Consider the following 26,421-nt stretch of genomic DNA (forward strand, 5'->3'; position numbering starts at 1 on the left):
AATGGCAATTGAAAATAATAAAGAGCAAGTATTAAATATAAAGATAGAAGATGAGGTTAGGACTTCGTATTTAAATTATGCAATGTCTGTTATTGTTTCAAGGGCTCTTCCTGATGTTAGAGATGGTCTTAAGCCTGTTCACAGAAGAATTTTATATTCAATGCATGAAATGGGTCTTAAGTCTGATAAGTCGTTTAAAAAGGCTGGGCGGATTGTTGGAGATGTTCTTGGTAAATATCATCCTCATGGTGATCAGTCAATTTATGAGGCTCTTGTAAGGCTTGCACAGGATTTTTCGTTACGATATCCTATAGTTAGTGGACAAGGAAATTTTGGTTCTATTGATGGAGATCCTCCTGCTGCTATGCGATATACTGAAGCTCGGATGGCAAAGATAGCAGAAGAGCTCGTTATAGATATAGATAAACAAACTGTTAATTTTAAACCTAATTATGATGATTCTTTGCTTGAACCTGAGGTTTTACCAGCAGCTTTTCCATTTCTTTTAGTCAATGGTTCTAGTGGTATTGCTGTTGGGATGGCTACAAATATGGCTCCTCATAATTTGAGAGAGGTTTGTGATGCCATAATTTATATGTTAGATCATGATGATGTTTCTATTTACGATTTAATAGCAATAATTAAAGGTCCAGATTTTCCAACTTATGCTGAGATTATTTATAATGAAAATTTAATTAAGGCTTATACTACGGGAAAAGGTAGCGTTGTTATTCGGGCACGGTATCATATTGAAGAGAAGTCGGAAGATAATATTTCTATTATAATTACACAAATACCTTATGCTGTTAACAAATCTTCTCTACTTATGAAGATTGCATTGTTAATAAAAGAAGAAAAATTGGAGGGTGTATCTGATATAAGGGATGAGTCAGATCGTGAAGGTATTAGAATTGTTCTTGAAATTAAAAAAGGTTTTGATCCTCATGTTGTGATGAATTTACTTTATGAATATACCGAACTTAGGAGGAATTTTAGTATAAATAATTTAGCTCTTGTTAATGGTATTCCTAAACAATTAAATTTAAAAGAGCTTATATCTGAATTTATCAAGCATAGAAAGGATATTCTTAGACGGCGTGTAGAGTTTGACTTAAAGAGAGCACAAGAAAAGGCCCATATTCTTGAAGGGTTAAATATTGCACTAAGGAATATTGATAGGGTAATAGAGATAATACGATTTTCTAGACTTGTAAGAGATGCTAGAGAATGTATTATGAGAGAATTTCAACTGTCGGAAATACAGTCTAATTCTATACTGGATATGAAGTTACAAAAATTAACATCTCTTGAGGTGGAAAAAATAGACGAAGATTTTAAAGTTGTATTAGCTTTAATAAAAGATTATGAAGATATTCTAATAAGTCCATCAAGAATTATTAATATGATAAGAGATGAGATTATTAATTTAAGTTTAAGATTTGGCGATGATCGCCGAACAAAAATAATTTATGATGAGGAGGTTTTAAAAACTAGTATGTCAGATTTAATGCAGAGGGAAAATGTTATTGTTATTCTTACAAAGCAAGGTTTTATTAAAAGGGTCTTACAAGATGAATATAAACTCCAAGGTATAGGTGGTAAGGGCCTTGGTTCTTTTGATTTACAAGATAGCGATCAAATTAATGTTGCTTTATGTGTAAATACTCATGACTTTTTATTGATGATTTCAAATGAAGGTAAGCTTTATGTAATTAATGCTTATGGGATTAAAGATTCTTCTAGAACTTCAAGAGGACAAAATATTCGTGAACTTATTAATTTAGGAGAGAAAGAAGAAATATTAGCTATTAAAAATTGCAGTGAATTATCTGTAGATAATTATTTATTAATAACAACCGCAAATGGGAAAATAGCACGTATTGAAACTGAAGGGTTTAAAACTGTTAAATCAAGGGGCGTTATTATTATGAAACTTGATGAGAAAGATTTTGTTACAAGTGCGGAGATTGTATCTAGAGATGATAAAATTATTTGTATTTCCAAAAAGGGTAATGCTTTTGCATTTAGCTCTAATGACATTAGATTGACACATAGAGGAACTCAAGGGGTGTCTGGAATGAAAGTAAGAGAGGGAGATATGTTTATTAAGGCTTTAGCCGTAAGACAAGGATCTCATCTTTTAATTATGTCTGAAAATGGATATGGAAAGCGATTAGAAGTGTCTAAAGTAACTGGGCTTAAGAGAGGTTCTACTGGATATACTTGCTATAAGAAGTCTGATGAAAAGGCAGGTACAGTTGTTGATGCTATTACAGTTTCTCAAGATGATGAAATATTACTTATAAGTAAGAGTTCAAAAGTGTTACGAACATTAGTTGACAAAATATCTGAACAAGGTAAGGATGCTAGAGGAATGCAGGTGTTATCTCTTGATGAAGATAAATTGATAGCTGTTTCAAAATTTATTAAATAATAAATCAATATTAATTGTATTATTAGAATGTTCCACGTGGAACATTCTTTTTTTTTGTGATTGTTTAAATTGAAAGTTAAAGTTAAATTAACATGGAACAACTTTATAAAATTTTGTATTATTACAGGAGGGCTTTGATAAAATGGATGAAGCTTTAAAAATGATAGATATAAATCTTTTAGATATAGATAAATCACAGCCTAGAAAGTCTATTAATCTTGCTGAACTTGAAGAATTAAGTATTTCTATAAAAGAAAATGGCATATTGCAGCCTATTATTGTTTATCCTAATAATGGTAGGTATAACATAATAATAGGGGAGAGGAGATTTAGAGCTGCTAAACTTTCAGGTATGAGTCAGATTCCTGTTATAGAGATAGAGGCTACTAAAAAAAATAAAGATTTTATGTCATTAATTGAAAATATTCAACGTGAAAACTTAACTCCTGTTGAAGAGGCATATGCTTATAAAAATCTTATGGACAAACATTCTTTAACTCAAAAAGCTTTATCTGAAAAAATAGGTAAAAATAGATCTCATGTTGCCAATTTAGTTAGGATTTTAGAGCTTGAACAAGAAATATTAAATTCTTTGCATAAAAAAGAAATATCATTGGGTCATGCTAAAGTTTTATTGTCTTTAAAGGATAATCAAGATAGATATGCCCTTTATCTTTTAATAATTAAAAAGAAATTGTCTGTTAGAGATGCAGAAAATTATGTTAAAAATCTTTATAAAACTATCAATGATAAATCAGAAATTTCTAGAGATCCTTTTTTAAATAGTCTTAAAGAATTTTTAATAAGCAGAATACAAACTAAAATAAGTATTAAAGGAAACAAGGAAAAGGGAAAAATAGAAATAAGTTATTTTACATCTTCTGATTTAAAGAGAATTATCTCTATTTTTGAAAATATTAAGTAATTTTTTTATATTTTGTTTTATTTCTTGTAAAATAACCAGAAATTCTTTTTTGTTATTTATCTGATCTAAATCAATATTTTTGGTATTTTCTAATTTTTGTAAAAGTAATTCTATTAATTTCATAATATCTTCTTTTTTAAGTTGTATTTTTGTATTGTTTTTATTGTTGTTGTCTTGTTGATGACGTGATTTAAATTCTTTTAAAGTTTTTATCTTTCCATTAAGAACTTCCATTTTTAAATTGATAGGACATGATTTTTTAGAAATTTCATATGATAATGATAGTGGTAGATTTTTTATTATGGATTGCTTATCGGAATTTTCGACAAGCAATTCATATCGTGATATTAATGAATATACTTTGTCTTTTTTAAATCCCATGCTAGTAAACCATTTATAAAAAAGTCCGTCATATTGATTGCTTCCACGTAATTTTTCTTGTGCTTCTTTTAGTATTCTTCCAATTTCTGTGTATGTATTGTTAAATATATTAAAGATTTCATATTGTTTCTTTTTTAAAAAATTGGCTATCTCTTGATCCAAGTTTTCATATTTAAAATTTTTATTTTGAACGACTATTAGTTCTTGTTTGGTTAAAGTATTGTCGTTGTTTTGATTTTTATCTAACTTTTTTCCCATTAAGGTCATTAAGGTGTTTAGATTATCTGACATTTTTACCTTCTATTTTTTCAATTATTTCTTTTGTAAGTGCTAAAAAATCTTTTGCTGCATTGCTTTCTTTGTTATATACGTGTACTGGAATATTTTCTTCTTGAGATTTAGATATACTTATATTTTTTCTTATTTTGGTATTTAAAAATTTTTCTTTAAATACTTTTTGTAATAAATCTATATATTTTTCTTTGCTTTTATTTCTAATATCGTATTTATTTATAAATACCCCAGCGATTTCTAGATTTTTATTAATCTGTTTAACAGCTGTTATTGTATCTAATAATAGATTTATTCCTTCAAATGCAAAAAATTCTGTTTCTATTGGTATTAAAAGGTACTTACTTGCAACAAGAGCGTTTATTGTGAGTATTGACAGGGTGGGGGGGCAATCAAGAATAATGAAATCATAATTATCTTTTTTATATTGCTCTAATGCATTTTTTAAAAAATTTTCTCTTGCAATTTCATTTATTAGTTCTTTTTCAAGTAATGCTAATTTAAGACTTGAAGGAATTATATCTAAGTTGAAATTTTTGATAGGTTTGATTTTTTTCTTTTTATAAATAAGCTCATAACTTGAATTTTCAGTTTCTTTTTTTGCAATATTGACTCCACTACTAGTATTTCCTTGTGAGTCAATATCTATTAAGAGAGCTTTTTTTTGTAGTAATGTTATTGCATAGGCTATATTTATAGCACTAGTTGTCTTTCCAACTCCACCTTTTTGATTGATAATTGATATTATTGTCATATAAATTTTCTCTTATTGTGTATTTTGATAATATTCTATTGTAAAACATAAATAATAAAAATCATACTATGTGAAAAATTATTTCTAAATAGTTAATTAGTAAATTAAACAATATCTACAATTTAGGCATTCGATTCTATTAAATGTCTAAATTGTAATAGAATTATATAGTGAATTTAATTAAACGTAAATAAACTTATAAAAGTGAATTTCCTTGTAAAAATTCAAGGATACTGTTTTTATTTTTTGTGTTAAATTGGATTTTAGTGTGTATCTTATCTAAAAAGCTTGCATCTATAATTTTAATTCCAATTTTGTTTTGCATTCGTGTTAGTAAATTGTATTGATTGTAGTTTAGATTAAGAGATAATATTTCATTTTCTTCTTTTTCTATTAAATTTGTTTTATTTATTACTTCGTATGCTGATTTAGAATATGCTTTGTTTAAGCCTTGTTTGCCAAGTAGAGTGCCACCGAAATATCGTACTGTAATAATAAGAGTATCTGTTAAATTTTTGTTTAATATGGCTTCCAAAGTTGGTTTCCCAGCTGTATGTTTGGGTTCTTTATCATCACTCATTCCATTTGTAAACGAATTTAAGTTGCCGATTCTAAATCCATAGACAATATGAGTTGCAGTTTTAAATTTTAATTTGTATTCTTTTAATATTTTATTTATTTCTTCTCTTGTACTTACTTGGAAAATGTATGATAAGAAAATTGATTTTTTGACTTCAATTTTTGAATAAATATTTTCTTTAGGAATTAACATCATTTAATTTAATAATATATCATCTTTTTTGTGTTGAAGTATTTTTAATTTATGTATATCATTAATAAAGATTATTTTTATTAATTTTGGGTACAAGTGTTTAAGAGGGTTTTGAAATGATATCAGGTTTAAATCCTACATTGAGGTTATTTAAAGAGCATAGAATACTTTACTCTAATATGGAGAGAGGTTTAAAGCCCCTTTTAGAGGTTGATAATTTTATTAATAAGTATATTCAGAATAAAGAAGGTTTAGAGATTTATGATAAAATTGTAGGCAAGGCAGCCGCTGTTATTATTTATAATATTGGGCTTCAAAATGTTCAAGCAGGTGTTATTTCACAACCAGCTAAAGACTTTTTAGAAAGTAGAGGAATACGGGTAAGTTTTAAAAAGCTGGTAGAGAGGATAAATGATAAAACAGAAAATTTAATTGAGAGTTTGGAAAATCCAGAAGAAGTTTATAAATATCTTATTAAAAGAGGAATTATTGTGAGTAATTTTTAAATTTATCTATTCCCTTGTTTTGGAATATATAGAAATTACTAGCCCTATGTTATATATTAATATTAATAAACTTCCCCAGCTTAAGTAAAAGTTATCTTTTTCATAATTAAAAAGCCATATTCCAGAATAAGTTCCTAAAAACCCTCCTACTGCAGAAGTAAGCATAATTAAATTTGGACTTATTGTGTGTTTTGTAATTTGACTTTTTCCATCTTGAATTGTTTGTTTTTCAGAAAATTTACTGTCAATGAAAACCATAGCAAGTCCAGCAAGCGTGATGCATAAAAAATAGATTACAAATATCTTTCTAACAAGTTTTAACATAAAACTTTACCGCCTTTTAGTTTTCAGTTGTGAAATTTAAGTAATAATATAAATATAACATAAAAATGAGTATTTTCTTATATGAGTATATAAAAACTAGATATTTTTATTGCAGTGTTATGTGTTTTACGGATGATTTAATTTTTATGCAATTTTACATGAAATCCCATTGAGTATTAAATATTATTATTAGACAATATTAAGGTAATTTGGTTTTTGCTATATTGATATTAAACTCTTAAGGAGATCATGTGTTATATATTGTGGGAACGCCTATAGGTAATTTAGGTGATATTACATATCGTGCAATTGATATTTTGAAGTTGGTTGATGTTATATTTGCTGAGGATACAAGAATTGCTAGGCGGCTTTTATCTCATTATGGTATTGTTAAAAAGTTAATTTCTTGTAATGCTATAACAGAATGTAAGCGAATTGATTTATTGTTAAGTTATTTGTCTAGTGGAAGCAATGTGGCTTTTGTTAGTGATGCGGGAACCCCTTGTCTTAGTGATCCTGGTAGTTTGCTTGTTGATGCAGCATTTAAAAATGGATATAAAGTGTGTCCTATTCCGGGTATTAGCTCTTTTAATACAGTAATTAGTGTTAATCCTTTTAGAGATAAAGTCATAGTATTTGAAGGATTTTTGCCAAATAAAGGAGTTAAAAGGGTAAAGCGCATTGAAGAACTTTATTATAGAGGAGATGCATTTATTTTGCTTGAATCTAGTCATAGAATTTTAAAATTATTGTCTGAAATTTCTTTAGTAGATTTAAATGCCAATGTTCTTGTTGGTCGTGAGATGACTAAGTTATATGAAGAATATAAAATTGGTAAACCTTTGGAATTGAGAAAATATTTTGAAGGGCATAATAAAGATAAAGGAGAATTTACAATTTTGGTTAGTAGAAAGTCTAAAAACTGATGTTATTTTAAACTAAGGTTTGATTTTAAGGATGAAATTTTTTTTTCTGGCGAATTTAAACATTTTTTAATGTTGAAAGTGATGTTATTAGTTAACAAGATTGGATTTAAGATGTTGTGGGTGTAATTTTAAGAAGTGAGTATTATGATAGATATGCGAGTATGGTTAATATTTGATATAGTTAATCGATTAATTATATATAGGAAAATTATATAGTATGATAATATTTTCTTTGAAATAATGGTATAAAAAATAAAGATTAAGTATTGACAAAGAATAGAGTATGTTATAAAGTAGTAAGAGTTGATATTATAAATTGGAAGAAAAGAGAAGGGAAGAGTTAAGTAAGGTTTAATAAGCCAAATAAATACATAACCTGTTAATTTTTTAAATTAGAAATAAAAATAACGAAGAGTTTGATCCTGGCTTAGAACTAACGCTGGCAGTGCGTCTTAAGCATGCAAGTCAGACGGGATGTAGCAATACATTCAGTGGCGAACGGGTGAGTAACGCGTGGATAATCTACCTATGAGATGGGGATAACTATTAGAAATAGTAGCTAATACCGAATAAGGTCAGTTGAGCTGTCAATTGATGAAAGGAAGCCTTTAAAGCTTCGCTTGTAGATGAGTCTGCGTCTTATTAGCTAGTTGGTAGGGTAAGAGCCTACCAAGGCTATGATAAGTAACCGGCCTGAGAGGGTGAACGGTCACACTGGAACTGAGATACGGTCCAGACTCCTACGGGAGGCAGCAGCTAAGAATCTTCCGCAATGGGCGAAAGCCTGACGGAGCGACACTGCGTGAACGAAGAAGGTCGAAAGATTGTAAAGTTCTTTTATAAATGAGGAATAAGCTTTGTAGGAAATGACAAGGTGATGACGTTAATTTATGAATAAGCCCCGGCTAATTACGTGCCAGCAGCCGCGGTAATACGTAAGGGGCGAGCGTTGTTCGGGATTATTGGGCGTAAAGGGTGAGTAGGCGGATATGCAAGTCTATGCGTAAAATACCACAGCTCAACTGTGGAGCTATGCTAGAAACTGCATGACTAGAGTCTGATAGGGGAAGTTAGAATTCCTGGTGTAAGGGTGGAATCTGTTGATATCAGGAAGAATACCAGAGGCGAAGGCGAACTTCTAGGTCAAGACTGACGCTGAGTCACGAAAGCGTAGGGAGCAAACAGGATTAGATACCCTGGTAGTCTACGCTGTAAACGATGCACACTTGGTGTTAATCGAGAGGTTAGTACCGAAGCTAACGTGTTAAGTGTGCCGCCTGGGGAGTATGCTCGCAAGAGTGAAACTCAAAGGAATTGACGGGGGCCCGCACAAGCGGTGGAGCATGTGGTTTAATTCGATGATACGCGAGGAACCTTACCAGGGCTTGACATATACAGGATGTAGTTAGAGATAACTATTCCCCGTTTGGGGTCTGTATACAGGTGCTGCATGGTTGTCGTCAGCTCGTGCTGTGAGGTGTTGGGTTAAGTCCCGCAACGAGCGCAACCCTTATTGTCTGTTACCAGCATGTAAAGATGGGGACTCAGACGAGACTGCCGGTGATAAGCCGGAGGAAGGTGAGGATGACGTCAAATCATCATGGCCCTTATGTCCTGGGCTACACACGTGCTACAATGGCCTGTACAAAGCGATGCGAAACAGTGATGTGAAGCAAAACGCATAAAGCAGGTCTCAGTCCAGATTGAAGTCTGAAACTCGACTTCATGAAGTTGGAATCGCTAGTAATCGTATATCAGAATGATACGGTGAATACGTTCTCGGGCCTTGTACACACCGCCCGTCACACCACCCGAGTTGAGGATACCCGAAGCTATTATTCTAACCCGCAAGGGAGGAAGGTATCTAAGGTATGTTTAGTGAGGGGGGTGAAGTCGTAACAAGGTAGCCGTACTGGAAAGTGTGGCTGGATCACCTCCTTTCTAAGAGAAAGGTATTATTTAAAGGTAAATTATGTTTTAACTCTTCCTTTGTCTTTTCAAAGACTGTTTTTGGGGGTTTAGCTCAGTTGGTTCAGAGCACCGGCTTTGCAAGCCGGGGGTCGAGGGTTCGAGTCCCTCAACCTCCATTTATTTTAGGTCGAATAAATGGAGGTTGTAATTAGGGGTAATGCTATGTTAGTTATAGCTAAGTTTAAAATTGTTAAAAAACCATTCTAATTTTATTATCTAGACAAGTTATTTTTTATTACGTTTTTCATTAAGTAAAGTTGTTGACGTATGGTAAGTTATGATATGTGATCCTAATTTGATTTTAAAGATGTGGATTTAGGACTTGTAAATTACTAAGCGTAAGACATTACTTTAAGTACTTGGATGCTTATTTAGAAGAGTCTTAGTAAATTGGGACCAGGAGGAGTTGAACCTTCGACCTCAGGTTTATCAGACCTGCGCTCTAACCACCTGAGCTATGATCCCCTAAAATATTCTTACCCTTTAAGATTCTATTGAACTTTATTATGTTTGTCAATATACGGTTTATTTTTCTATTATGATTTATGCTATTTTTTGAATTGTTATTTAACATATGTTTTCATTATGATAAATTTTGAATTTGGTTTTTGTTTTGTTTAGAATTGTATTAATGAATAGAGAATTTTTTATGCAAGATGCTGTTATTGTGGCTCGATCCTTACTTGGACATTTATTAGTTAGAAAAATAAATGAGAGAGAGATTATTTCAAGAATTGTTGAAACAGAAGCCTATATGGGTGTCATTGATAAGGCTTGTCATGCTTATGGTGGTACAATAACGAATCGTACTAGTGCTATGTATAATGTTGGGGGATATGCTTATATTTATATGATCTATGGTATATATTATATGTTAAATGTTGTGGCATCTGATGAACATGATCCCCATGCTGTTTTGATAAGAGGAATTGAGCCTATTTCTCCAAAAATTGATGGGATATTTACTAATGGACCTGGTAAACTTACTAAATTTTTAAATATAGATTTAAAATTTAACAAAATAGATTTGCTTAATGATAATAAGCTTTTTTTAAGGAAGAGTTTATCTTTAAATTTTGAAATTGTATGTGCAAAGAGAATAAATATTCATTATGCAGGTGAAGAGTATGCAAATAAACTTTGGAGATTTTATATAAAGGGTAATAAATTTGTTTCTAAATATTAACTTGGTTATTGATTTTTGATAATGGGATCAATTATTTCTTTTATAAAATCTTCAACTTGAGATGGTGCAAATCCTATATTTTGATTTGGATTTAAGATTTCATTTATATCTTTGGATGTTAACTTAAAACTTTTATCGTTGAGAATTAATTGAATTAAATTGTTTTCGTTTTTTCCTAAGTATAAATTTTCCTTTACTTGCATTGCATAAGTTCTTATCTTTTCATGTAAGATTTGTCTATCACCGCCATTTTTTGTTGCTTTCATTAGTATATCTTCCGTCAAGATAAATGGCATTTCTGTTTGAACATGTTTTTCAATTATTCGTTCGTTTACCTTAATATTGCTAAATATTTTATTGAGTAGTATCAAAATAGCATCAGTAGCCAAAAATGCTTGAGGAATGTTTAGTCTTTTGCAGGCCGAATCATCTAAGGTTCTCTCAAGCCATTGAGTTGTTGCTATAAGTCCACCACTTGATTGTAGACTTATTATGAATTTAGCAAGAGAAGCTACTCTTTCACTGTAAATAGGATTTCTTTTATAAGGCATTGCTGATGAACCTATTTGATGTTTTTCAAAATTTTCTTCAATTTCTCTAAGATGTTGCATAAATCTGATGTCATTGGTAATTTTGTGAGCACTTTGGGCTAGGTTGCTTAAAAAGTTCAGGATTGATGAGTCAAATTTTCGATCATAAGTTTGCCCAGTTATTTTGTAAACTTTTTCAAATCCCATTTTTTTTGCGAGATTAATATCTAGAGCTTTTACTTTGTCGAAATTAGAGAGAAATAATTCTTTAAAACTGCTTTGATTACCAACTGTTCCCTTTACTCCTCTAAAACACATATTTGAAATTATGAATTTAAGTTCTCTAAAATCAAAAATTAGACTTTGAAGCCATAAACTACTTCTTTTTCCAAGAGTTGTTAGTTGTGCTTCTTGTAAATGTGTATATGCAAGTGTTGCTAGATCTTTATATTTTATTGAAAATTGCTTTAAGATTATGATAATTTCTGTTAATTTTTTTTCAATTAATAATAAAGCTTCTTTGATTTGGATTAAATCCGTGTTATCCATCAAATATGCACTTGTGACACCAAGATGTAAAATTTTTTTAGCATCTTCTCCAACTAAATCAGCATAAGCATAAAGATGTGCCATAACTTCATGTTGGAATTTTTTCTCGTATTTTTCTACGAGTTTAAAGTCAATGTTTTCAATTTGTTTATATAGTTCATTAAGTTGATCATTATTGATGTTTATTCCTAATTCTTGTTGTACCAAAGCCAAGTTATACCATAATTTTCTCCATGTAGTGTACTTAAATTTAGGTGAAAAAATATAGAGCATTTCTTTGCTTGCATATCTTGATTTTAATGGGTTTAAATATTGCTCCACTCTTGATTCCTAAAAATTGTTTTTTCTCTTTCTGATCCAACAGATAAAATTGAAATTTTAATACCTACTTCTTTTTCTATAAATTCAATATATGCTCTAGCTTCAATAGGCAGATCATCATAATTTTTAATATTACTGATATCTTCTTTAAATCCTTTAAAAACTTTATATATAGGTCTAACTTTTTCAATTGTTTCGCAAGAAGTAGGTATATAGTCATATATTTTACCTTGAAATTCATAGGCTGTGCAAATTTTAAGGTATTCGATATTATTTAATATGTCTAATTTTGTTAGTGCTAGATAATTTAGTTCATTGAGACTTATTGCTTTTTTTATTGTCAAGAGATCAAGCCAGCCAATTCTTCTTGGTCTTTTTGTTGTTGACCCGTATTCTTGTCCTTTTTCTCGAATTATATCTCCAATAGAATTTGATATTTCTGTTACAAAAGGTCCCAAGCCGACTCTTGATGAGAATGCTTTTATTATTCCAATTTTTTGTTTGATTTTTGATATGGGAATACCACATCCTGCTGCTGCTGTAATTAATGTGTTGCTTGAAGTTACAAATGGAAATGTTCCATGTTCAATATCAAGCATTGTGCCTTGTGCTCCTTCTATTAGAATGTGTTTTCCTGAATTTATGGCATTATGTAATATTTTTTCTGTATTAGTAATTAGAGATTTGAGTATTTCTATATATTTTTTATATGTATTTAAAATATCGTCATAGTCTAAGGGTTTATCGTTATATATTTTTTCTATAATTTGATTTTTTTCTTCTAAATTTGTCTTTAATTTTTTTGCAAAAATTTCTGTGCTTAGTAAATCAATAGTTCTGATTCCTATTCTGTTGATCTTGTCAGCGTAGCATGGCCCAATGCCCTTTTTTGTAGTGCCAATTTTATGGATACCTTTTTTTTGTTCACTAAGTTCATCAAATTTAATATGGTAGGGCATTATTATGTGTGCTTTATCACTTATGAATATTTCAGTTTTGATATTATTATTTTTGAGTAGTTCAAGTTCTTGAATTAAAATTAATGGATCAATTACTACGCTAGGTCCTAGTATACATTTTGCTCCTTGCAACACACCTGATGGTAATAAATTGAAAATGAATTTTTTGTCATTTACAACTATTGTGTGCCCGGCATTATTTCCCCCGTTAAATCTTACAACATAATCTATTTTTGATGAGAGAAAGTCTATAATTTTTCCCTTTCCTTCATCACCCCATTGAGTTCCAACAACTGCATAAATTGCCATTCCTATCTCCTATTGATTTATTTTTGCTACACTTCGAAGAGTTCTATGCTTTTCATTAAAATCAATACCATATCCTACGATGAAATCATTTTGAATTTCAAAACCTGTATAGTCTATTTTTATTTCTGTGAGTCTTCTAGATGGTTTGTTAAAAAGCGTACAAATTTTGATTTCTTTGGGTTTTTTAGTTTGTAAGTGTGCAATTATTTTTTTATATGTAAGTCCAGTGTCTACGATGTCATCAAATATTATTACATAACAGTTTTCTATGTTAATTTCAATGTCTTTTTTTATCAACACGTTTAATGAAGATAGGGTTTTGTTTCCATAACTTGAAGCTTGCAAAAAATCTATTTTTACGTTAAGCCCAATTTCTCTTGTAATATCTGCAAAGAACATGAAAGAACCCTTGAGAAGCGATATAAAAACCACATTATTTTTGTCTTTATAATAATTTCTAATTTTTTGAGCTAATTCTTTGATTTTGCTTTTTATTTTTTTCTCTGTAAACAGAGTTGAAATCTTATCACTCATTAATCTTTACATTTAACTCGCTATTTTTAACCTTTGTAGACATAATAATTATATTTTTTTTATTGATTTAATTCAAGGCAAAACTATGCCTCGTAAATTTGATGTGATATCATTTATTTAAAAAGAGGATATTAAAATGAATGCCAATTATGAAAAGTATAAGATGTTGGTTTTTGATCTTGATGGGACTTTGCTTAATAATAATCATGAAATTACCCCATTAACTTTTAAGGTTTTATTAAAGTTGAGAGATGATTTTCATATAATTATTGCGACTGGTAGACGATTATATGAAATTAGAGATGTTTTGCTGCAGCTTAAAGACTTAAGAATTAATGAGAGCTATATTGTAACAGCTAATGGTTCTGAAATATTTTTCAATAATGATCTTTTATTAAGATGTAGTATTGATTATGGTATAGTAAGAGAAATTTTTAAGGTCAATAGAAAAGGTATTGATATTAATCTTTATGATCTTCATGATTGGTATTCTGATGGAGAGATTAGAAGTCCAATTATGAATCATTTTATTCGTAATTTGGGAATAAAACCAATTATTACTGATTTATCTGAGCTTAAAATAAGCTCTTGTTCTAAGATAGTTTATTATTCTCATGATTTATTGAGACTTGAAGAATTTGCAAATACAATTAGAGAGAAAAATTTTGAAGGCATAAGCATGTTTTATTCTGCTAATGATCTTTTTGAAATTACAAATGTTGATGCTAGCAAATATAATGCTATTAAAAATATTTCTTTGTATGAATGTATTGGCCTGGATTCTATTTTGGCATTTGGTGATAATGGCAATGATTATGAAATGTTGAAAAATGTTGGTAAGGGCATTTTAATGAAAAATGCACATGATCGTATTAAGAGTAGTTTGCCAAACAATGAGCTTACAAAATTTTGTAATGATGATGATGGAGTTGCAAAATTTTTAATAGAATTTTTTGATCTTGATATTAATTAATTTTTGTTTTTATTCTTTTTTTAAGATTAAAAAAAGATTTGATAAAAAGTGTAATAATGGTATTGACATAGTAAAATTAAAAGTATATATTATTTTATGTTGTATAAACGATTGGCAAGTTAGAGATGGAAGATAAAAATATGGTCAAAGTAATAAAGAGTCTATGGTGGATGCCTAGGAGCTTTAAGGCGAAGAAGGTCGTGGTAAGCTGCGAAAAGCTTGGGGGGAGAAGCAAACATTCTATGATCCCAAGATTACCGAATGGAGTAATCCAATTAGTTAGATGCTAATTATCTACTGCTTATGTGGTAGAGGCTATACCAGGGGAAGTGAACCATCTAAGTACCCTGAGGAAAAGAAATCAAAGAGATTCCCTAAGTAGTGGCGAGCGAAAGGGGAGTAGCCTAAACTTTAAATGTGTCAAGCTGCAGAGCGTTGCATTTAGAGGGTTGTAGGACGCTTGGAGCTTAGTCTGCAATAAGCTGAGAAGTTACAAAATATTTATATAGAAGAATAGCTTGGAAAAGTTAGCCAGAGAAGGTGACAGCCCTGTAATTTAAATATAAATATCTTCTTAAAGATGTTCCTAAGTAGGACGGGACACGAGAAACCTTGTCTGAAGCTGGGGAGACCACTCTCCAAGGCTAAATACTATAAAGCTACCGATAGTGAAGAGTACCGTGAGGGAAAGGTGAAAAGAACCCCGGGAGGGGAGTGAAATAGAACTGAAACCGTGGACTTACAAGCAGTCAAAGCCGTGATATATTCATGGTGATGGCGTGCCTTTTGCATAATGAACCTGCGAGTTATCATGTCTAGCAAGGTTAAGGCATAGTAGTGCTGGAGCCTCAGCGAAAGCGAGTCTTAAACGGGCGATTTAGTTAGATGTGGTAGACCCGAAGCCGAGTGATCTATTTATGGCCAGGCTGAAGCTTGGGTGAAACCAAGTGGAGGGCCGAACCCTAGTCTGTTTAAAAAGGCAGGGATGAGCTGTGAATAGGAGTGAAAGGCTAAACAAACTCGGAGATAGCTGGTTCTCCTCGAAATGGATTTAAGTTCAGCCTTATTTTAGTGCAATAGAGGTAGAGCACTAATTGAGCTAGGGCCTGTCAAAGGGTACCAAACTCAGTTAAACTCCGAATGCTATTGTATGATGAATAGGAGTGAGACTATGGGCGATAAGGTCCATGGTCGAGAGGGAAACAACCCAGACCAACAGCTAAGGTCTCAAAAATGTATTAAGTGGAAAAGGATGTTTAGGTACGTAAACAGCCAGGAGGTTGGCTTAGAAGCAGCCATACCTTTAAAGAGTGCGTAATAGCTCACTGGTCGAGTACTTGAGCGCCGACAATGTAACGGGGCTAAATACATTACCGAAGCTTTGGATTCTAATTTTAATTAGAATGGTAGAGGAGCGTTCTGTAAGCTTGTGAAGTTAAACTGAGAAGTTTGATGGAGGTATCAGAAGTGAGAATGCAGGTATGAGTAACGAAAAAATGGGTGAGATCCCCATTCGCCGAAAACCTAAGGTTTCCTGGGTGAAGGTCGTCTTCCCAGGGTTAGTCGGCCCCTAAGGCAAAGCTGAAGAGCGAAGTCGATGGGAAACGGGTTAATATTCCCGTACCTCTTATAGTTTCGATTGGAGTGACGCATGAGGTTAACTACTGCTAGGCGATGGTAGTCCTAGTTTAAGCATTAAGGTGTTGATTTTAGTAGGCAAATCCGCTAAAAGAGCTGAGATGTGATGATGAGTGTTGTTTTGGCAACATGAAATGTAGGTAGTCAAGGTGCCAAGAAATAACTTCTAAGGTTAGGCTATAAGGGACCGTACCGCAAACCGACACAGGTAGGTGGGATGAAAATTCTAAGGCGCGCGAGAGAATCCACGTTAAGGAACTCTGCAAAATACATACGTAACTTCGGGATAAGTATGACCTAAGAGATTAGGTAGCATAAAAATGGTCCAAACGACTGTTTACCAAAAACACAGGTCTCTGCAAATCTGTAAAGAGAAGTATAGGGACTGACACCTGCCCGGTGCTGGAAGGTTAAGAGGAAATGTTAGTGTTAAAGCGAAGCATTAAATTTAAGCCCCAGTAAACGGCGGCCGTAACTATAACGGTCCTAAGGTAGCGAAATTCCTTGTCGGGTAAGTTCCGACCCGCACGAATGGTGTAACGATTTGGACGCTGTCTCAACGTGGAGCTCGGTGAAATTGAAGTATCGGTGAAGATGCCGATTACTTGTGGTTAGACGGAAAGACCCCGTGAACCTTTACTATAGCCTGGTATTGAGGTTTGGTTAAATATGTGTAGGATAGGTGGGAGACTTTGAAGCTATCTCGTTAGGGATAGTGGAGTCGCACTTGAAATACCACCCTTGTTTAATTAAGTTTCTAACTCATAGTGATATGAGGAGAGTGCCAGGTGGGTAGTTTGACTGGGGCGGTCGCCTCCCAAAGAGTAACGGAGGTGCGCAAAGGTTACCTTAGAGTGGTTGGAAATCACTCTGTAAGTGTAAAGGCATAAGGTAGCTTAACTGTGAGACTGACAAGTCGAGCAGATACGAAAGTAGGTCTTAGTGATCTGGCGGTGGCGAGTGGAAGCGCCGTCACTTAACGAATAAAAGGTACTCCGGGGATAACAGGCTTATCCTTCCCAAGAGTTCATATCGACGGAAGGGTTTGGCACCTCGATGTCGGCTCATCGCATCCTAGGGCTGGAGCAGGTCCTAAGGGTATGGCTGTTCGCCATTTAAAGCGGTACGCGAGCTGGGTTCAGAACGTCGTGAGACAGTTTGGTCCCTATCTGCCACAAGCGTTGGATATTTGAGAGGCTCTATCTCTAGTACGAGAGGACCGAGATGGACGAACCTCTGGTTTACCAGTTATCCTGCCAAGGGTAAGTGCTGGGTAGCTACGTTCGGAAGGGATAACCGCTGAAAGCATCTAAGTGGGAAGCCTTCCTCAAGATTAGATATCCTATTGAGAGGGTCCTGGAAGAATACCAGGTTGATAGGTTAGAAGTGTAAGTATAGTAATATATTAAGCTGACTAATACTAATTACCCGAATCTTTGACCATATTTTTGTCTTCCTGTAAATACCCTGGTGATTAAAGAAAAGAGGAAACACCTGTTATCATTCCGAACACAGAAGTTAAGCTCTTATTCGCTGATGGTACTGCGAGTTCGCGGGAGAGTAAGTTATTGCCAGGGTTTTTTTTCGTTTTATTATACTATTAGTGTGTATTTTAAAACATGTAAGTAGCATAATTATGTGCAATTTGAAAATTTTTTTATTTTTACTTTTTTTTTCTTATGTCAGTTTGTCAGCCAAACAAACTCTAAAATTTAAGCTTGTAGATCAATATTATCCTTTATATTACAAAAACCAAGAAGGTAAGATGACAGGTATGATTTTTTATCTTCTTAACAAATGGGCACAAGATCATCATTATGAGATTAGTGTGGAGGCCATTGATTATGTTGATCAAAGCACAATAGAAGACGATGTGGTTTATTTGGGATTAACATATAATTCAGATTTAAGTGAACATCTGTATTTTAAAAATGAGATTGGCAAATGTGTAACGGCATTGGTTTATAATTCAAAGGAAAAGCAAAAAATTACAAATCCATTTCTTTCAAAAGAATTTCGTGTAGGAGTTGTAAAAAATAGCATATATAAAGATATTTTGAAGTTGCATGGGCATATTGATAATGTTGTTTTATTCTCAGATACACAACAGTTATTTTCGGCATTAAGAGATAACAAAATTGATCTAATATATGGAAGTTACAAATCATTGTATTTTTTGTGGCATATTTATTTTGATCCATCTTTTTTAAAGGTATTTAATTCTGACTATTTTTATAGTTTTGGCATACGGGTTGCTATTAGTAAAAAAGCTGCTAATGGACTGAAGAATCTAGATATTGATCTCTTAAGTTATATGAAAGCTCTCTCTAAAAAAGAATATGCTTCTTTTAAAGAGTTAGATTACTTATTTAATCTTGATGTTGGAATATATAATGATTATCCCCCTTTAAGTTTTATTAATTCTAAAGGTCAATTATCAGGAATTTTAGTTGATTTATGGAATGATCTCTCTAGAGAATATGCTTTTTCTTTAAAATTTGTAGGATTTCCAAAGGAAAGTATTAAGTTGAGTCTGGATGATAAAGATATATCTGTTTGGGGTGGTATTATTGAAGATAATAATATTTTGACTTCAAAAATATATAAAGCAACAGATCCAATATGTATGCTTGATTTTAATTTTTACTTAACAAATTCTAGAAATAGTGATAAAATCTTCAATTCACAAATTGTTGATTTTCACTTAAGTGGCATAAGGTTAGATAAAAATACAGATATAGTTAATAATTTTGCAGATATAATAAATAATTCATATGGGTTTATAGAAAATTCAATTACTACAAACTATTTATTGAGGTTGCATGGATATAATAATATATTAAAATTTAAAGATTTAAGTTTTAATGTACAAAAACCTTTAATATTAGCTAGTAATATTCGCAAATTACAGTTGTTCTCGTATATGCTAGATGCATTAACATCAAATATCTTATTTGATACTTTATTAGAGATAGATAAAAATTGGTTTACTCAAAGTGAGATTGAAGATTATCAAAATAGTTGTTATAGCCATATAAATAACAGTAACTTTAATATTGAAGAAAAAATTTGGTTGGAACACAATAAAAAATTAAATCTTGCTGTTAAGAATTGGTATCCTGTTGATTATGTGAATTCTGGTCGTTATAAGGGAATAAATGAATGGTTAATTAAAAAGATAAAAAGATTAACAAATGTGGATTTTAATATTATTAATGTACGTGAGCGTGAACTTAAAGATTTAATTAAGAATGGTCAAATAGATATTTTGTCTTCTAATTTGGATAGTGCAAATTTAGATTATGTTTTTAATATTAAATCAGTTTCAGGAATTCCTTTATATATTTTTTCACAAAAAACTAATTTATTTATTCCTAAATCATCTGATCGTATAGCAGTGCTTAACTTTTTATATTCTAATAAATTGGAAACCCAAATAGGAGCACAATTAGTACAAGTAGAGAGTTTTAAAGAGGCTTTGGATTTGATATACAGGGGAAAAGTTGATGGCATTCTTAGTGATGAGTATACTGCTACTATTAATTTTGAAGATTTAAATGTTAGAGATCTTGAAAAAATTGTTAATGTATCGGATTTATCATTTGATTTAAATATTGCTGTTTATAATCAAGATTATATTTTAAGAAGAATTATACAAAAAATTTTATTCCGCACAAATGTTAATAATAAATTATATTTTGATGATTGGGTATTTAATGTTCATGAAAGTTCTAAAGACATGAAATTAAAAAAGTCTGGCATGTTAGTTTTAACGATTGTTTTTTTTGTTTTAACTATTTTAATGTTTTTCTTATTCAGATTATTGCAAGAAATAGGTTTTAGAAAAAAAATGTATTCTTCTGTAATTAGTGAAAAAAAAGTTATTGAAGATGCTATTGTTGCTAAGACTATTTTTTTAGCAAGTATGAGTCATGACATTCGTACTCCCATTAATGGCATAATAGCAGCTACCGAACTTTTAGATAATACAGATCTTTTAGGTGTTCAAAAAGAATATGTGCAAATGATCAATTATTCATCTACTTCATTACTTTCTTTGATTGATGAAATATTGTATATCTCTAAAATAGATATGAATGGTATATATATTGAAAATAATGAAATAAATCTAGAATATGAGATTGAAGAAGTTGTAAAAAGTTTTCAGTCTCAAAGCGCAAAAAGTAATCTTGATTTAATTTTTTATTCAAAATCAGATTTAACAAATTATTTGATAGGAGATAGGTCTAGACTTAAGAAAGTACTTATTAATTTGATAAGCAATGCTTTTAAGTTTACTAAGGAAGGAATCATAATTATAAACTATGAAATTATATGTACTAGAGAAGATGATAATGGTGATAGAATTTTTGCCATTGAATTTAAAGTAACTGATACTGGTAAAGGAATTAAAAAAGGAAATATACCCGTAATATTTGAATTATTCAAACAGGGAGATGACTTTGATGCAAAAGAATATGAAGGAACGGGACTTGGACTTGCTATATCTAGAAAGCTTGTCAGTTTAATGGGTGGCCCTGGTATTACTGTTGAGAGTGAGGTAGGCAAAGGGACAACTTTTTCATTTATGTTGCCTTTTGTTTTAGGTAATGAGATTAAAGATAAAGAGAAAAGTAAATTTAAATTGATTAGAAATAAAAAAATTTTAACTTTATTTTCAAGTAAGAAAGCCGTTGTCTTATTAAATGAAATAAGTGAAATTCTTGATTATAAGGATAACGTATGTAATTTTTATTCTTATGAGGATGCTTATGAAGAGTGTTGTAAATATCCTTATTATGATTTTATTTTTATAAATGTTAATAATGCTGATTTACAAAAGTGTTTAAAATTTGCTGAACGTCTTGAAAAATTAAATTTAGATGCAAAAATAATATTTGTGTTCTATTATTTGAAGAATGAAGAGAGTATTGATTTTAAATATGAATATATTCAAAAACCTTTTAAAAGGTGGGATTTTTATTCTGATTGGATTCTAAATGGTTCACTTGTAGATGCTCCATTAACTGATGATTCTGGTATTTTTAAGCTTAAGGATAATATTTGTATATTGATAGCCGAGGATAATGAAATTAATCAAAAAATTTTAAAAAATATTTTGATTGTTATAGGTGTTAGAGAAGATTCTATAGATATTGTGGATGATGGTTTGAAGGCCATTGATTATTTAAAAACTAATAGATATGATATTGCTTTTGTTGACATAAGAATGCCCAAATGTAATGGATTTACAGTATCTGAAGAAATACGAAGATATGAAAAACAAAATAATTTAAATTCATGTGTGCTAATAGCTGTTACTGCCCATGCTTTAAGGGAATATAAAGATAGGTGTTTGGAGAGTGGAATGAATGATTATCTTGCAAAACCTATACACATTAATTCAATTAAATGCATATTAAAAAAATATTTATATATTGATGAGGTGAAGAATAATAATATTGTAGAAGATGAAAATTTAGATAAATTGAATAATTTGGATATTAATCGTGCTTTGCAAGATTTGAATATTTCGTATGACATGTATATTGATTTATGTAGAGGGTTTGTTGTTATGAGTGATAATATTATACATGATTTAGATGAGGCATTTAATTTAAATAATGTGGTATTAATAAAAGAGTTAGCACATTCAATAGCAGGTGCTCTTGGTAATATGCGTAGTAATTTATTTGATGATTTTAAACAAATTGAAAATGGTACAGATTCAATAGAAGAACTAAGAGTACTATATTCTAAAGCACGTCAAAATTTGGTTATGCTTGTTAAAAATATAAGGGATCGGATATTAAATGTTGTTGATATTGATGGTTATGAAAAATTAGAATTTCAAAGTAACGATGACTTTTTAATTATTATGCAAAAACTTTTAAATGAGATAGAAAATAGAAATCCAAAAGAATATAGAAAAATTCTTGAAACCCTTAAAAAATATCATTGGGATAATGATAATATTGTGTTGTTTGATTCTCTTGTTGAATGTTTAAGGGTATATAATTTTAAGGAAAGTGTTGACATTATCAAACGTATGATGAGCCATAATAGGATAGAAAAATCGTGATGAAAGGTATAATTTTAGATAACTTTGATGAAATTGCGATTGAACCTCAAAAGTTATTGCTTGTAGATGATACGCCTACAAATTTAGATTTGTTAATAGATATTTTGCAGAATGATTATGATATTAGAGTTGCACTAAATGGATTTGATGCTTTGAAACAAGTAGAAATTGATAAACCAGATTTGATACTTCTTGATGTGTTACTTCCAGATGTTAGTGGTTATGAGGTTTGTAGAAGACTTAAAAATGATCCTGAGACTAGAGATATTGCTGTGATATTTATAAGTTCAAGAAATTCTACTGATGCACAACTTGAAGGATTTAATGTTGGTGGTGTAGATTATATTTTAAAACCTTTTAATGGAAGAATTATTAATGCCAGAATTAAGACTCATCTTGAACTTAAAAGGCTTAGGGATTATTTTAAAAATCTTGCAAGAATTGATGGTTTAACTCAAATTCCTAATAGAAGGTTTTTTACAGATAAATTTGCTAAATCGTGGATGCAAGCATTGGAACATAAAGATAATGTTATTGTGGGGATGTTAGATATTGATTATTTTAAGAAATATAATGACAATTATGGACATACCAATGGTGATGAATGTCTTAAATTAATAGCCAAAAGTTTAAATAAGATTGCTGTGAAATATAAGATAGATATTGCACGTTATGGTGGTGAGGAGTTTATTTTATTTGCTGTCAATAAAAATTTAGAAGAAATGATTAAGATTGTTAGTGTTTTAATTGAGGATATTAGAAATTTAGAAATAGTTCATGAGTATAGTAATATTTCTCATTTTGTTACAGTTTCAATTGGACTTGCAGAACAAGTTCCGCAAGATTCCAATTTTACTAATATTATTAAACTTGCTGATGATAAGTTATACGAAGCTAAAATTTCGGGACGTAATCAATTTAAATATTGACTATTAAAGTAGAAGTTAAATCTTATAAGTTAAAGACAATCCAATAGAGTCATAATAAACATACGAATTGTTTGTGCTTACTTTTTTTGTGATATCAGCTAATCCTACTGTATTTTCTGTATAGGAAGGTGCTGTTGAAAATTTAAATAGCACATCTAATGTTAAGTTTTCTATAACTTGAATTTTGGCAATTAAGGAAAAATTGTGGTAAAAGAAGTCACTTCCCCATCCTTTATCTTTCATTGTGCTCACATATCTTGCATCTCCAATATATGTTTGACCTTCATATAAGAATCCAACTAAATTAAGGGGTATTGGCATTTGGTATGCTAAGAGTGCATAAGGATTTACTATAGTTCCATTTATATTTTTACCTTCATCAGCTTTATATTTCCAGAGTTGATTATTATTAGCGTGAGGGTTATATCTTAATGTTATATTATTCCCAACTACTGTTATAACATGTGTCCATTCTCCATCAAGGATTGAATTTAGATCAAATTGTAGCCTACCTCCTGTAATAAATTCATAGTAAAGTTCAGGCTTACTTGAATATTTCCCGTTACCGAGATGTACTCCAATGCCTTTAAATCCAAATGCTTCCCAACCTATTCCAAATTCAGATTCTGTGTATATATTTAAAAATGAAATAGGAGTAAGTCCTATTTTTGCATGGGATAGTGCTAGGATAGGTGATAGTCCAATATTGATATCAAAGTCTACTCCATTATTCTTGAAGAAAATTGAGTCAGGATTATTTTTTAGTGGGAGAAACTTATGGATTCCAAAATGTGATATTAATTTTGCACTTCCCCACGAACTAGGTTCAATCTGTTTGTTTGGGTCTACCGATTTAAATTTTGGAGTTATAAAACTTGGAGAAAATTTACTATTTGAAGTGCCAAGTGCATGTGGTGGATAATAGGCCGTTTGGAAATTGATATAAAAATATCGCGTTTGATCTTGTTTTGTTTCTGAATTTTCTTTTGTTGCTGAATTTTGTTTTGTGTCTGAATTTTGTTTTGTGTCTGAATTTTCTTTTGTGTCTAAATTTTGTTTTGTTTCTTCCTTTGAATAGGTAGAAACGGTTTGTAAAAATATGAGTATTATTAACAATTTTTTTAACATATTAATACCTTTGCTTATATAAGATTTTTTTCCTTTTTAATTTTTTTTATTATAGTTTATTTCTTTAAACAAAGTAAATTGTTTTGATTATAATTTTAGACTAATTTTTTTAAATTTTTGATATTATATCCATTAAGTTTTTTTGTACTTCATTAATATCTTTTGATGCGTCTATATTATTAAGCCTATTAATGTTTGAGTAAAAATTTATTAATGGTTTTGTTTGTAAATTATATTCCTGAAGTCTAATTTTTAAAGACTCTTTTGTATCATCTTTTCGTTGGTAGAGAATACCTTGGCAAAAATCGCAAATTTCTTTTTCTTTTGTAGGAAGTGTATATATGTTAAATATTCTGCAACAAGATTGGCATATTCTTCTTCCAGAAAGCCTTTTGACCAGAAGTTTTTCGTCAATTACGAAATTTATTATTTTAATGTTTTCTAATAACTTATCTAATTCTATGGCTTGATTGATATTTCTAGGAAATCCATCGAGAATGAAATTATCTCTATCGTCAATAGTATTGATTTTGTCTTCAACGACTTTAATTGTAATTGAGTCGGGGACTAATTGTCCATTTTCAACTATTTGTTTGATTTCTTTTCCAAGGGATGTATTATTTGCTATGTGTGTTCTAAATAAATCGCCTGTTGAAATGTGATAGTAATTTAGTTCATTTGATAGAATTTTTGCAATTGTACCTTTTCCAGAACCTGGAGGACCTAAAAAAACAAGTTTCATAATGTAACTCCTGTATATTTTTATTTTTGATGTTTAACTGAAGATATTTAACAAGAATTTAAATCCAACGATTGTTCCAATTGCAGATCCAATGTTAACAAAAAATACTATTAATAAGATTTTTGTAACTTTATTCTTAAAATATCCTTTTATGTTATGTAAATCTTCTTGTAATCTTTCAAAATCTTTTATTTTTGGTTTATTTATATATGCTTCAACGAGTCCTGCTACCATACCTGTTCCAATAAATGGCATTAAAGAAAATATTGGAGCACCAATTGATGCTGTTAGTATGGTGATAATGTTGGCTCTTAATAAAATAGCTGCAATGCCTGCAAATACAGAATTACATATTATCCAAATTTCTAAATTTTTGTAGGCAAATTCAAAGTCTTTAAAGTAAAATGAACTTGCTATTAGTATAATAATTGAGATAGCTATTAAATAGGATATCAATTTACTTATTGAGAACTTATTTTTAGGTATGGTGTTCAGTTCTTCAATGTTAATAATTTTTTTATTATCTTGAATTTCTTTTAAGTTTTCTATTATTCCCTTTACATGACCAGCTCCCACAACAGCAAGAATTGTCCCAGATCCCTCAAGTATTTTACTTGCTATAAATTCATCTCGTTCATCAATTAAGACTTTTTTTACAGTTGGAATTTCTTTTGCAAGTTCTTCCATTATATTTGATAGAGCATCTTGTTCTTTAAGTTTTTCAATTTCATCTTCTGTGACTTTTATATCTGAGAATGAAAACAGGCTTGATATTATTTTTGTTTTTTCAAAAATTGGCACACAATTCCAAGCTCTCTTTAGAGTTGTCTCGACTTTTCTGTCTGCAAGTATTAAAGGTATGTTATGTTCTTTGGCTTTTAAAATGGCTGTTTTCATTTCTTCGCCAGGACTAATCCCTTGTTCTTTTGCTAATTTTTTTTGAAAATTACTTAAAATAATTTGTACTATTAATAAAAAGGCTTTTCCTTGTTTTATTACTTTATAGATGTCCAAGTTGCGCCATTTTTCATTTTCATCTGTTTTGAGAATGGCATGGTAGCGTGCCTCATCGAGTTCAACTGCGATAAAATTTGGTTTTAATATATCAATCAAATTAGCAGTGTCTTGTGAGCTTTTTTTTGATACATGGGCTGTGCCTAATACATATATTTTATGATTATCGATGTCAAGAGTACTTACATGTGAAAAGTAGTCTTTTGTGTTTTCTTTTGCGGTTTCCAAAAGTTATCCTTGTCT

Annotated in this window: 18 protein-coding genes, 2 tRNA genes and 3 rRNA genes; 12 read left to right on the plus strand and 11 right to left on the minus strand. The window is 30.6% G+C overall.

Annotation, left to right across the window (positions count from 1 at the left end; genetic code table 11):
• Position 1: 1 nt before the first annotated feature.
• The gene (gyrA, locus tag U880_RS0107275; RefSeq protein WP_024655385.1) at positions 2-2,434 is read left to right on the plus strand and encodes a DNA topoisomerase (ATP-hydrolyzing) subunit A; all 2,433 of its coding nucleotides are present in this window, start codon (positions 2-4) and stop codon (positions 2,432-2,434) included.
• Between the two features lie 142 nt (positions 2,435-2,576).
• Complete coding sequence (locus U880_RS0107280; protein WP_024655386.1) at positions 2,577-3,359, plus strand: ParB/RepB/Spo0J family partition protein; 783 nt, start codon at positions 2,577-2,579, stop codon at positions 3,357-3,359.
• Here the strand turns inward: U880_RS0107280 and U880_RS0107285 are convergent.
• The 3 genes from U880_RS0107285 to U880_RS0107295 form a co-directional block, all read right to left on the minus strand.
• Positions 3,321-4,031 carry a hypothetical protein gene (locus tag U880_RS0107285; protein ID WP_024655387.1) on the minus strand — a complete coding sequence of 237 codons (711 nt, stop codon included), beginning with the start codon at positions 4,029-4,031 and terminating at the stop codon, positions 3,321-3,323. The genes U880_RS0107280 and U880_RS0107285 overlap by 39 nt on opposite strands.
• On the minus strand, positions 4,021-4,785 hold the full coding sequence (locus U880_RS0107290; RefSeq protein WP_024655388.1) for a ParA family protein: 765 nt from the start codon (positions 4,783-4,785) through the stop codon (positions 4,021-4,023). Before U880_RS0107290 ends, U880_RS0107285 begins: the two co-directional genes overlap by 11 nt.
• A 196-nt stretch (positions 4,786-4,981) precedes the next feature.
• Positions 4,982-5,560 (minus strand): YigZ family protein, encoded by a 579-nt coding sequence (locus U880_RS0107295; protein ID WP_024655389.1) that lies wholly within the window; start codon positions 5,558-5,560, stop codon positions 4,982-4,984.
• Positions 5,561-5,673: 113 nt separating this feature from the next.
• On the opposite strand from U880_RS0107295, the gene U880_RS0107300 reads away from it, so the two are divergent.
• The gene (locus U880_RS0107300) at positions 5,674-6,063 is read left to right on the plus strand and encodes a DUF1893 domain-containing protein (protein WP_012538183.1); all 390 of its coding nucleotides are present in this window, start codon (positions 5,674-5,676) and stop codon (positions 6,061-6,063) included.
• 6 nt (positions 6,064-6,069) lie between these two features.
• Here the strand turns inward: U880_RS0107300 and U880_RS0107305 are convergent, their stop codons facing one another.
• The gene (locus U880_RS0107305) at positions 6,070-6,387 is read right to left on the minus strand and encodes a hypothetical protein (RefSeq protein ID WP_024655390.1); all 318 of its coding nucleotides are present in this window, start codon (positions 6,385-6,387) and stop codon (positions 6,070-6,072) included.
• A gap of 251 nt (positions 6,388-6,638) precedes the next feature.
• Here U880_RS0107305 and rsmI point away from each other — a divergent pair, with 251 nt between their 5' ends.
• The 3 genes from rsmI to U880_RS0107320 all read left to right on the plus strand — a co-directional run bounded on the left by rsmI (position 6,639) and on the right by U880_RS0107320 (position 9,400).
• Positions 6,639-7,313 (plus strand): 16S rRNA (cytidine(1402)-2'-O)-methyltransferase, encoded by a 675-nt coding sequence (gene rsmI / locus U880_RS0107310; RefSeq protein ID WP_024655391.1) that lies wholly within the window; start codon positions 6,639-6,641, stop codon positions 7,311-7,313.
• A gap of 404 nt (positions 7,314-7,717) precedes the next feature.
• Positions 7,718-9,254 (plus strand): 16S ribosomal RNA (locus U880_RS0107315).
• A 71-nt stretch (positions 9,255-9,325) separates the two neighbouring features.
• A tRNA-Ala gene (locus U880_RS0107320) sits at positions 9,326-9,400 on the plus strand.
• Positions 9,401-9,675: 275 nt separating this feature from the next.
• On the opposite strand, the gene U880_RS0107325 is transcribed toward U880_RS0107320, so the two are convergent.
• A tRNA-Ile gene (locus U880_RS0107325) sits at positions 9,676-9,749 on the minus strand.
• Positions 9,750-9,915: 166 nt separating this feature from the next.
• On the opposite strand from U880_RS0107325, the gene U880_RS0107330 reads away from it, so the two are divergent.
• Entirely contained in the window at positions 9,916-10,470 is a 555-nt protein-coding gene (locus U880_RS0107330) for a DNA-3-methyladenine glycosylase (RefSeq protein ID WP_024655392.1), read from the plus strand.
• Positions 10,471-10,475: 5 nt separating this feature from the next.
• Here U880_RS0107330 and purB read toward each other — a convergent pair whose 3' ends face one another.
• Genes purB through hpt form a run of 3 tightly spaced genes read right to left on the minus strand, consistent with a single transcriptional unit; the run spans position 10,476 to position 13,672 of the window.
• The gene (purB, locus tag U880_RS0107335) at positions 10,476-11,870 is read right to left on the minus strand and encodes an adenylosuccinate lyase (RefSeq protein WP_024655393.1); all 1,395 of its coding nucleotides are present in this window, start codon (positions 11,868-11,870) and stop codon (positions 10,476-10,478) included.
• A complete protein-coding gene (locus tag U880_RS0107340; RefSeq protein WP_024655394.1) occupies positions 11,855-13,138 on the minus strand; it encodes an adenylosuccinate synthase in 1,284 nt (427 codons plus the stop codon). The genes purB and U880_RS0107340 overlap by 16 nt, the downstream gene beginning before the upstream one ends.
• Positions 13,139-13,147: 9 nt before the next feature.
• On the minus strand, positions 13,148-13,672 hold the full coding sequence (hpt, locus tag U880_RS0107345; RefSeq protein WP_024655395.1) for a hypoxanthine phosphoribosyltransferase: 525 nt from the start codon (positions 13,670-13,672) through the stop codon (positions 13,148-13,150).
• 136 nt (positions 13,673-13,808) lie between these two features.
• Here hpt and U880_RS0107350 point away from each other — a divergent pair, with 136 nt between their 5' ends.
• The 5 genes from U880_RS0107350 (at position 13,809) to U880_RS0107375 (ending at position 23,294) form a co-directional block, all read left to right on the plus strand.
• On the plus strand, positions 13,809-14,645 hold the full coding sequence (locus U880_RS0107350) for a Cof-type HAD-IIB family hydrolase (RefSeq protein ID WP_024655396.1): 837 nt from the start codon (positions 13,809-13,811) through the stop codon (positions 14,643-14,645).
• A gap of 142 nt (positions 14,646-14,787) precedes the next feature.
• Positions 14,788-17,727 (plus strand): 23S ribosomal RNA (locus tag U880_RS0107360).
• 22 nt (positions 17,728-17,749) lie between these two features.
• Positions 17,750-17,860 (plus strand): 5S ribosomal RNA (rrf, locus tag U880_RS0107365).
• A 59-nt stretch (positions 17,861-17,919) separates the two neighbouring features.
• Positions 17,920-22,365: a response regulator gene (locus tag U880_RS0107370; RefSeq protein ID WP_038359642.1), complete on the plus strand. Its 4,446-nt coding sequence runs from the start codon at positions 17,920-17,922 to the stop codon at positions 22,363-22,365.
• Positions 22,365-23,294, plus strand: coding sequence for a GGDEF domain-containing response regulator (locus U880_RS0107375; RefSeq protein ID WP_024655398.1), 930 nt, complete (start codon positions 22,365-22,367; stop codon positions 23,292-23,294). The genes U880_RS0107370 and U880_RS0107375 overlap by 1 nt, the downstream gene beginning before the upstream one ends.
• Positions 23,295-23,309: 15 nt before the next feature.
• Here the strand turns inward: U880_RS0107375 and U880_RS0107380 are convergent, their stop codons facing one another.
• From U880_RS0107380 to U880_RS0107390, 3 genes are all read right to left on the minus strand, one after another.
• The gene (locus U880_RS0107380) at positions 23,310-24,422 is read right to left on the minus strand and encodes a hypothetical protein (protein WP_024655399.1); all 1,113 of its coding nucleotides are present in this window, start codon (positions 24,420-24,422) and stop codon (positions 23,310-23,312) included.
• Positions 24,423-24,531: 109 nt separating this feature from the next.
• The gene (locus U880_RS10370; RefSeq protein WP_038359647.1) at positions 24,532-25,164 is read right to left on the minus strand and encodes an adenylate kinase; all 633 of its coding nucleotides are present in this window, start codon (positions 25,162-25,164) and stop codon (positions 24,532-24,534) included.
• A 33-nt stretch (positions 25,165-25,197) separates the two neighbouring features.
• Positions 25,198-26,406, minus strand: a complete 1,209-nt coding sequence (locus tag U880_RS0107390; protein WP_024655400.1) for a TraB/GumN family protein — start codon at positions 26,404-26,406, stop codon at positions 25,198-25,200.
• Positions 26,407-26,421: the final 15 nt, after the last annotated feature.

Source organism: Borrelia hispanica CRI (genome assembly GCF_000500065.1).
Classification (GTDB): domain Bacteria; phylum Spirochaetota; class Spirochaetia; order Borreliales; family Borreliaceae; genus Borrelia; species Borrelia hispanica.

What these genes read in the sequence shown, in the direction of transcription:
- U880_RS0107305 (WP_024655390.1), bottom strand. Translation starts at nt 6,387, where the DNA reads ATGTTAAAACTTGTTAGAAAGATATTTGTAATCTATTTTTTATGCATC.
- hpt (WP_024655395.1), bottom strand. Translation starts at nt 13,672, where the DNA reads ATGAGTGATAAGATTTCAACTCTGTTTACAGAGAAAAAAATAAAAAGC.
- U880_RS0107290 (WP_024655388.1), bottom strand. Translation starts at nt 4,785, where the DNA reads ATGACAATAATATCAATTATCAATCAAAAAGGTGGAGTTGGAAAGACA.
- U880_RS0107330 (WP_024655392.1), top strand. Translation starts at nt 9,916, where the DNA reads ATGAATAGAGAATTTTTTATGCAAGATGCTGTTATTGTGGCTCGATCC.
- U880_RS0107370 (WP_038359642.1), top strand. Translation starts at nt 17,920, where the DNA reads ATGTGCAATTTGAAAATTTTTTTATTTTTACTTTTTTTTTCTTATGTC.
- gyrA (WP_024655385.1), top strand. Translation starts at nt 2, where the DNA reads ATGGCAATTGAAAATAATAAAGAGCAAGTATTAAATATAAAGATAGAA.
- U880_RS0107295 (WP_024655389.1), bottom strand. Translation starts at nt 5,560, where the DNA reads ATGATGTTAATTCCTAAAGAAAATATTTATTCAAAAATTGAAGTCAAA.
- U880_RS0107350 (WP_024655396.1), top strand. Translation starts at nt 13,809, where the DNA reads ATGAATGCCAATTATGAAAAGTATAAGATGTTGGTTTTTGATCTTGAT.
- U880_RS0107285 (WP_024655387.1), bottom strand. Translation starts at nt 4,031, where the DNA reads ATGTCAGATAATCTAAACACCTTAATGACCTTAATGGGAAAAAAGTTA.
- U880_RS0107300 (WP_012538183.1), top strand. Translation starts at nt 5,674, where the DNA reads ATGATATCAGGTTTAAATCCTACATTGAGGTTATTTAAAGAGCATAGA.
- U880_RS0107380 (WP_024655399.1), bottom strand. Translation starts at nt 24,422, where the DNA reads ATGTTAAAAAAATTGTTAATAATACTCATATTTTTACAAACCGTTTCT.
- U880_RS0107280 (WP_024655386.1), top strand. Translation starts at nt 2,577, where the DNA reads ATGGATGAAGCTTTAAAAATGATAGATATAAATCTTTTAGATATAGAT.
- U880_RS0107375 (WP_024655398.1), top strand. Translation starts at nt 22,365, where the DNA reads ATGAAAGGTATAATTTTAGATAACTTTGATGAAATTGCGATTGAACCT.
- U880_RS10370 (WP_038359647.1), bottom strand. Translation starts at nt 25,164, where the DNA reads ATGAAACTTGTTTTTTTAGGTCCTCCAGGTTCTGGAAAAGGTACAATT.
- U880_RS0107340 (WP_024655394.1), bottom strand. Translation starts at nt 13,138, where the DNA reads ATGGCAATTTATGCAGTTGTTGGAACTCAATGGGGTGATGAAGGAAAG.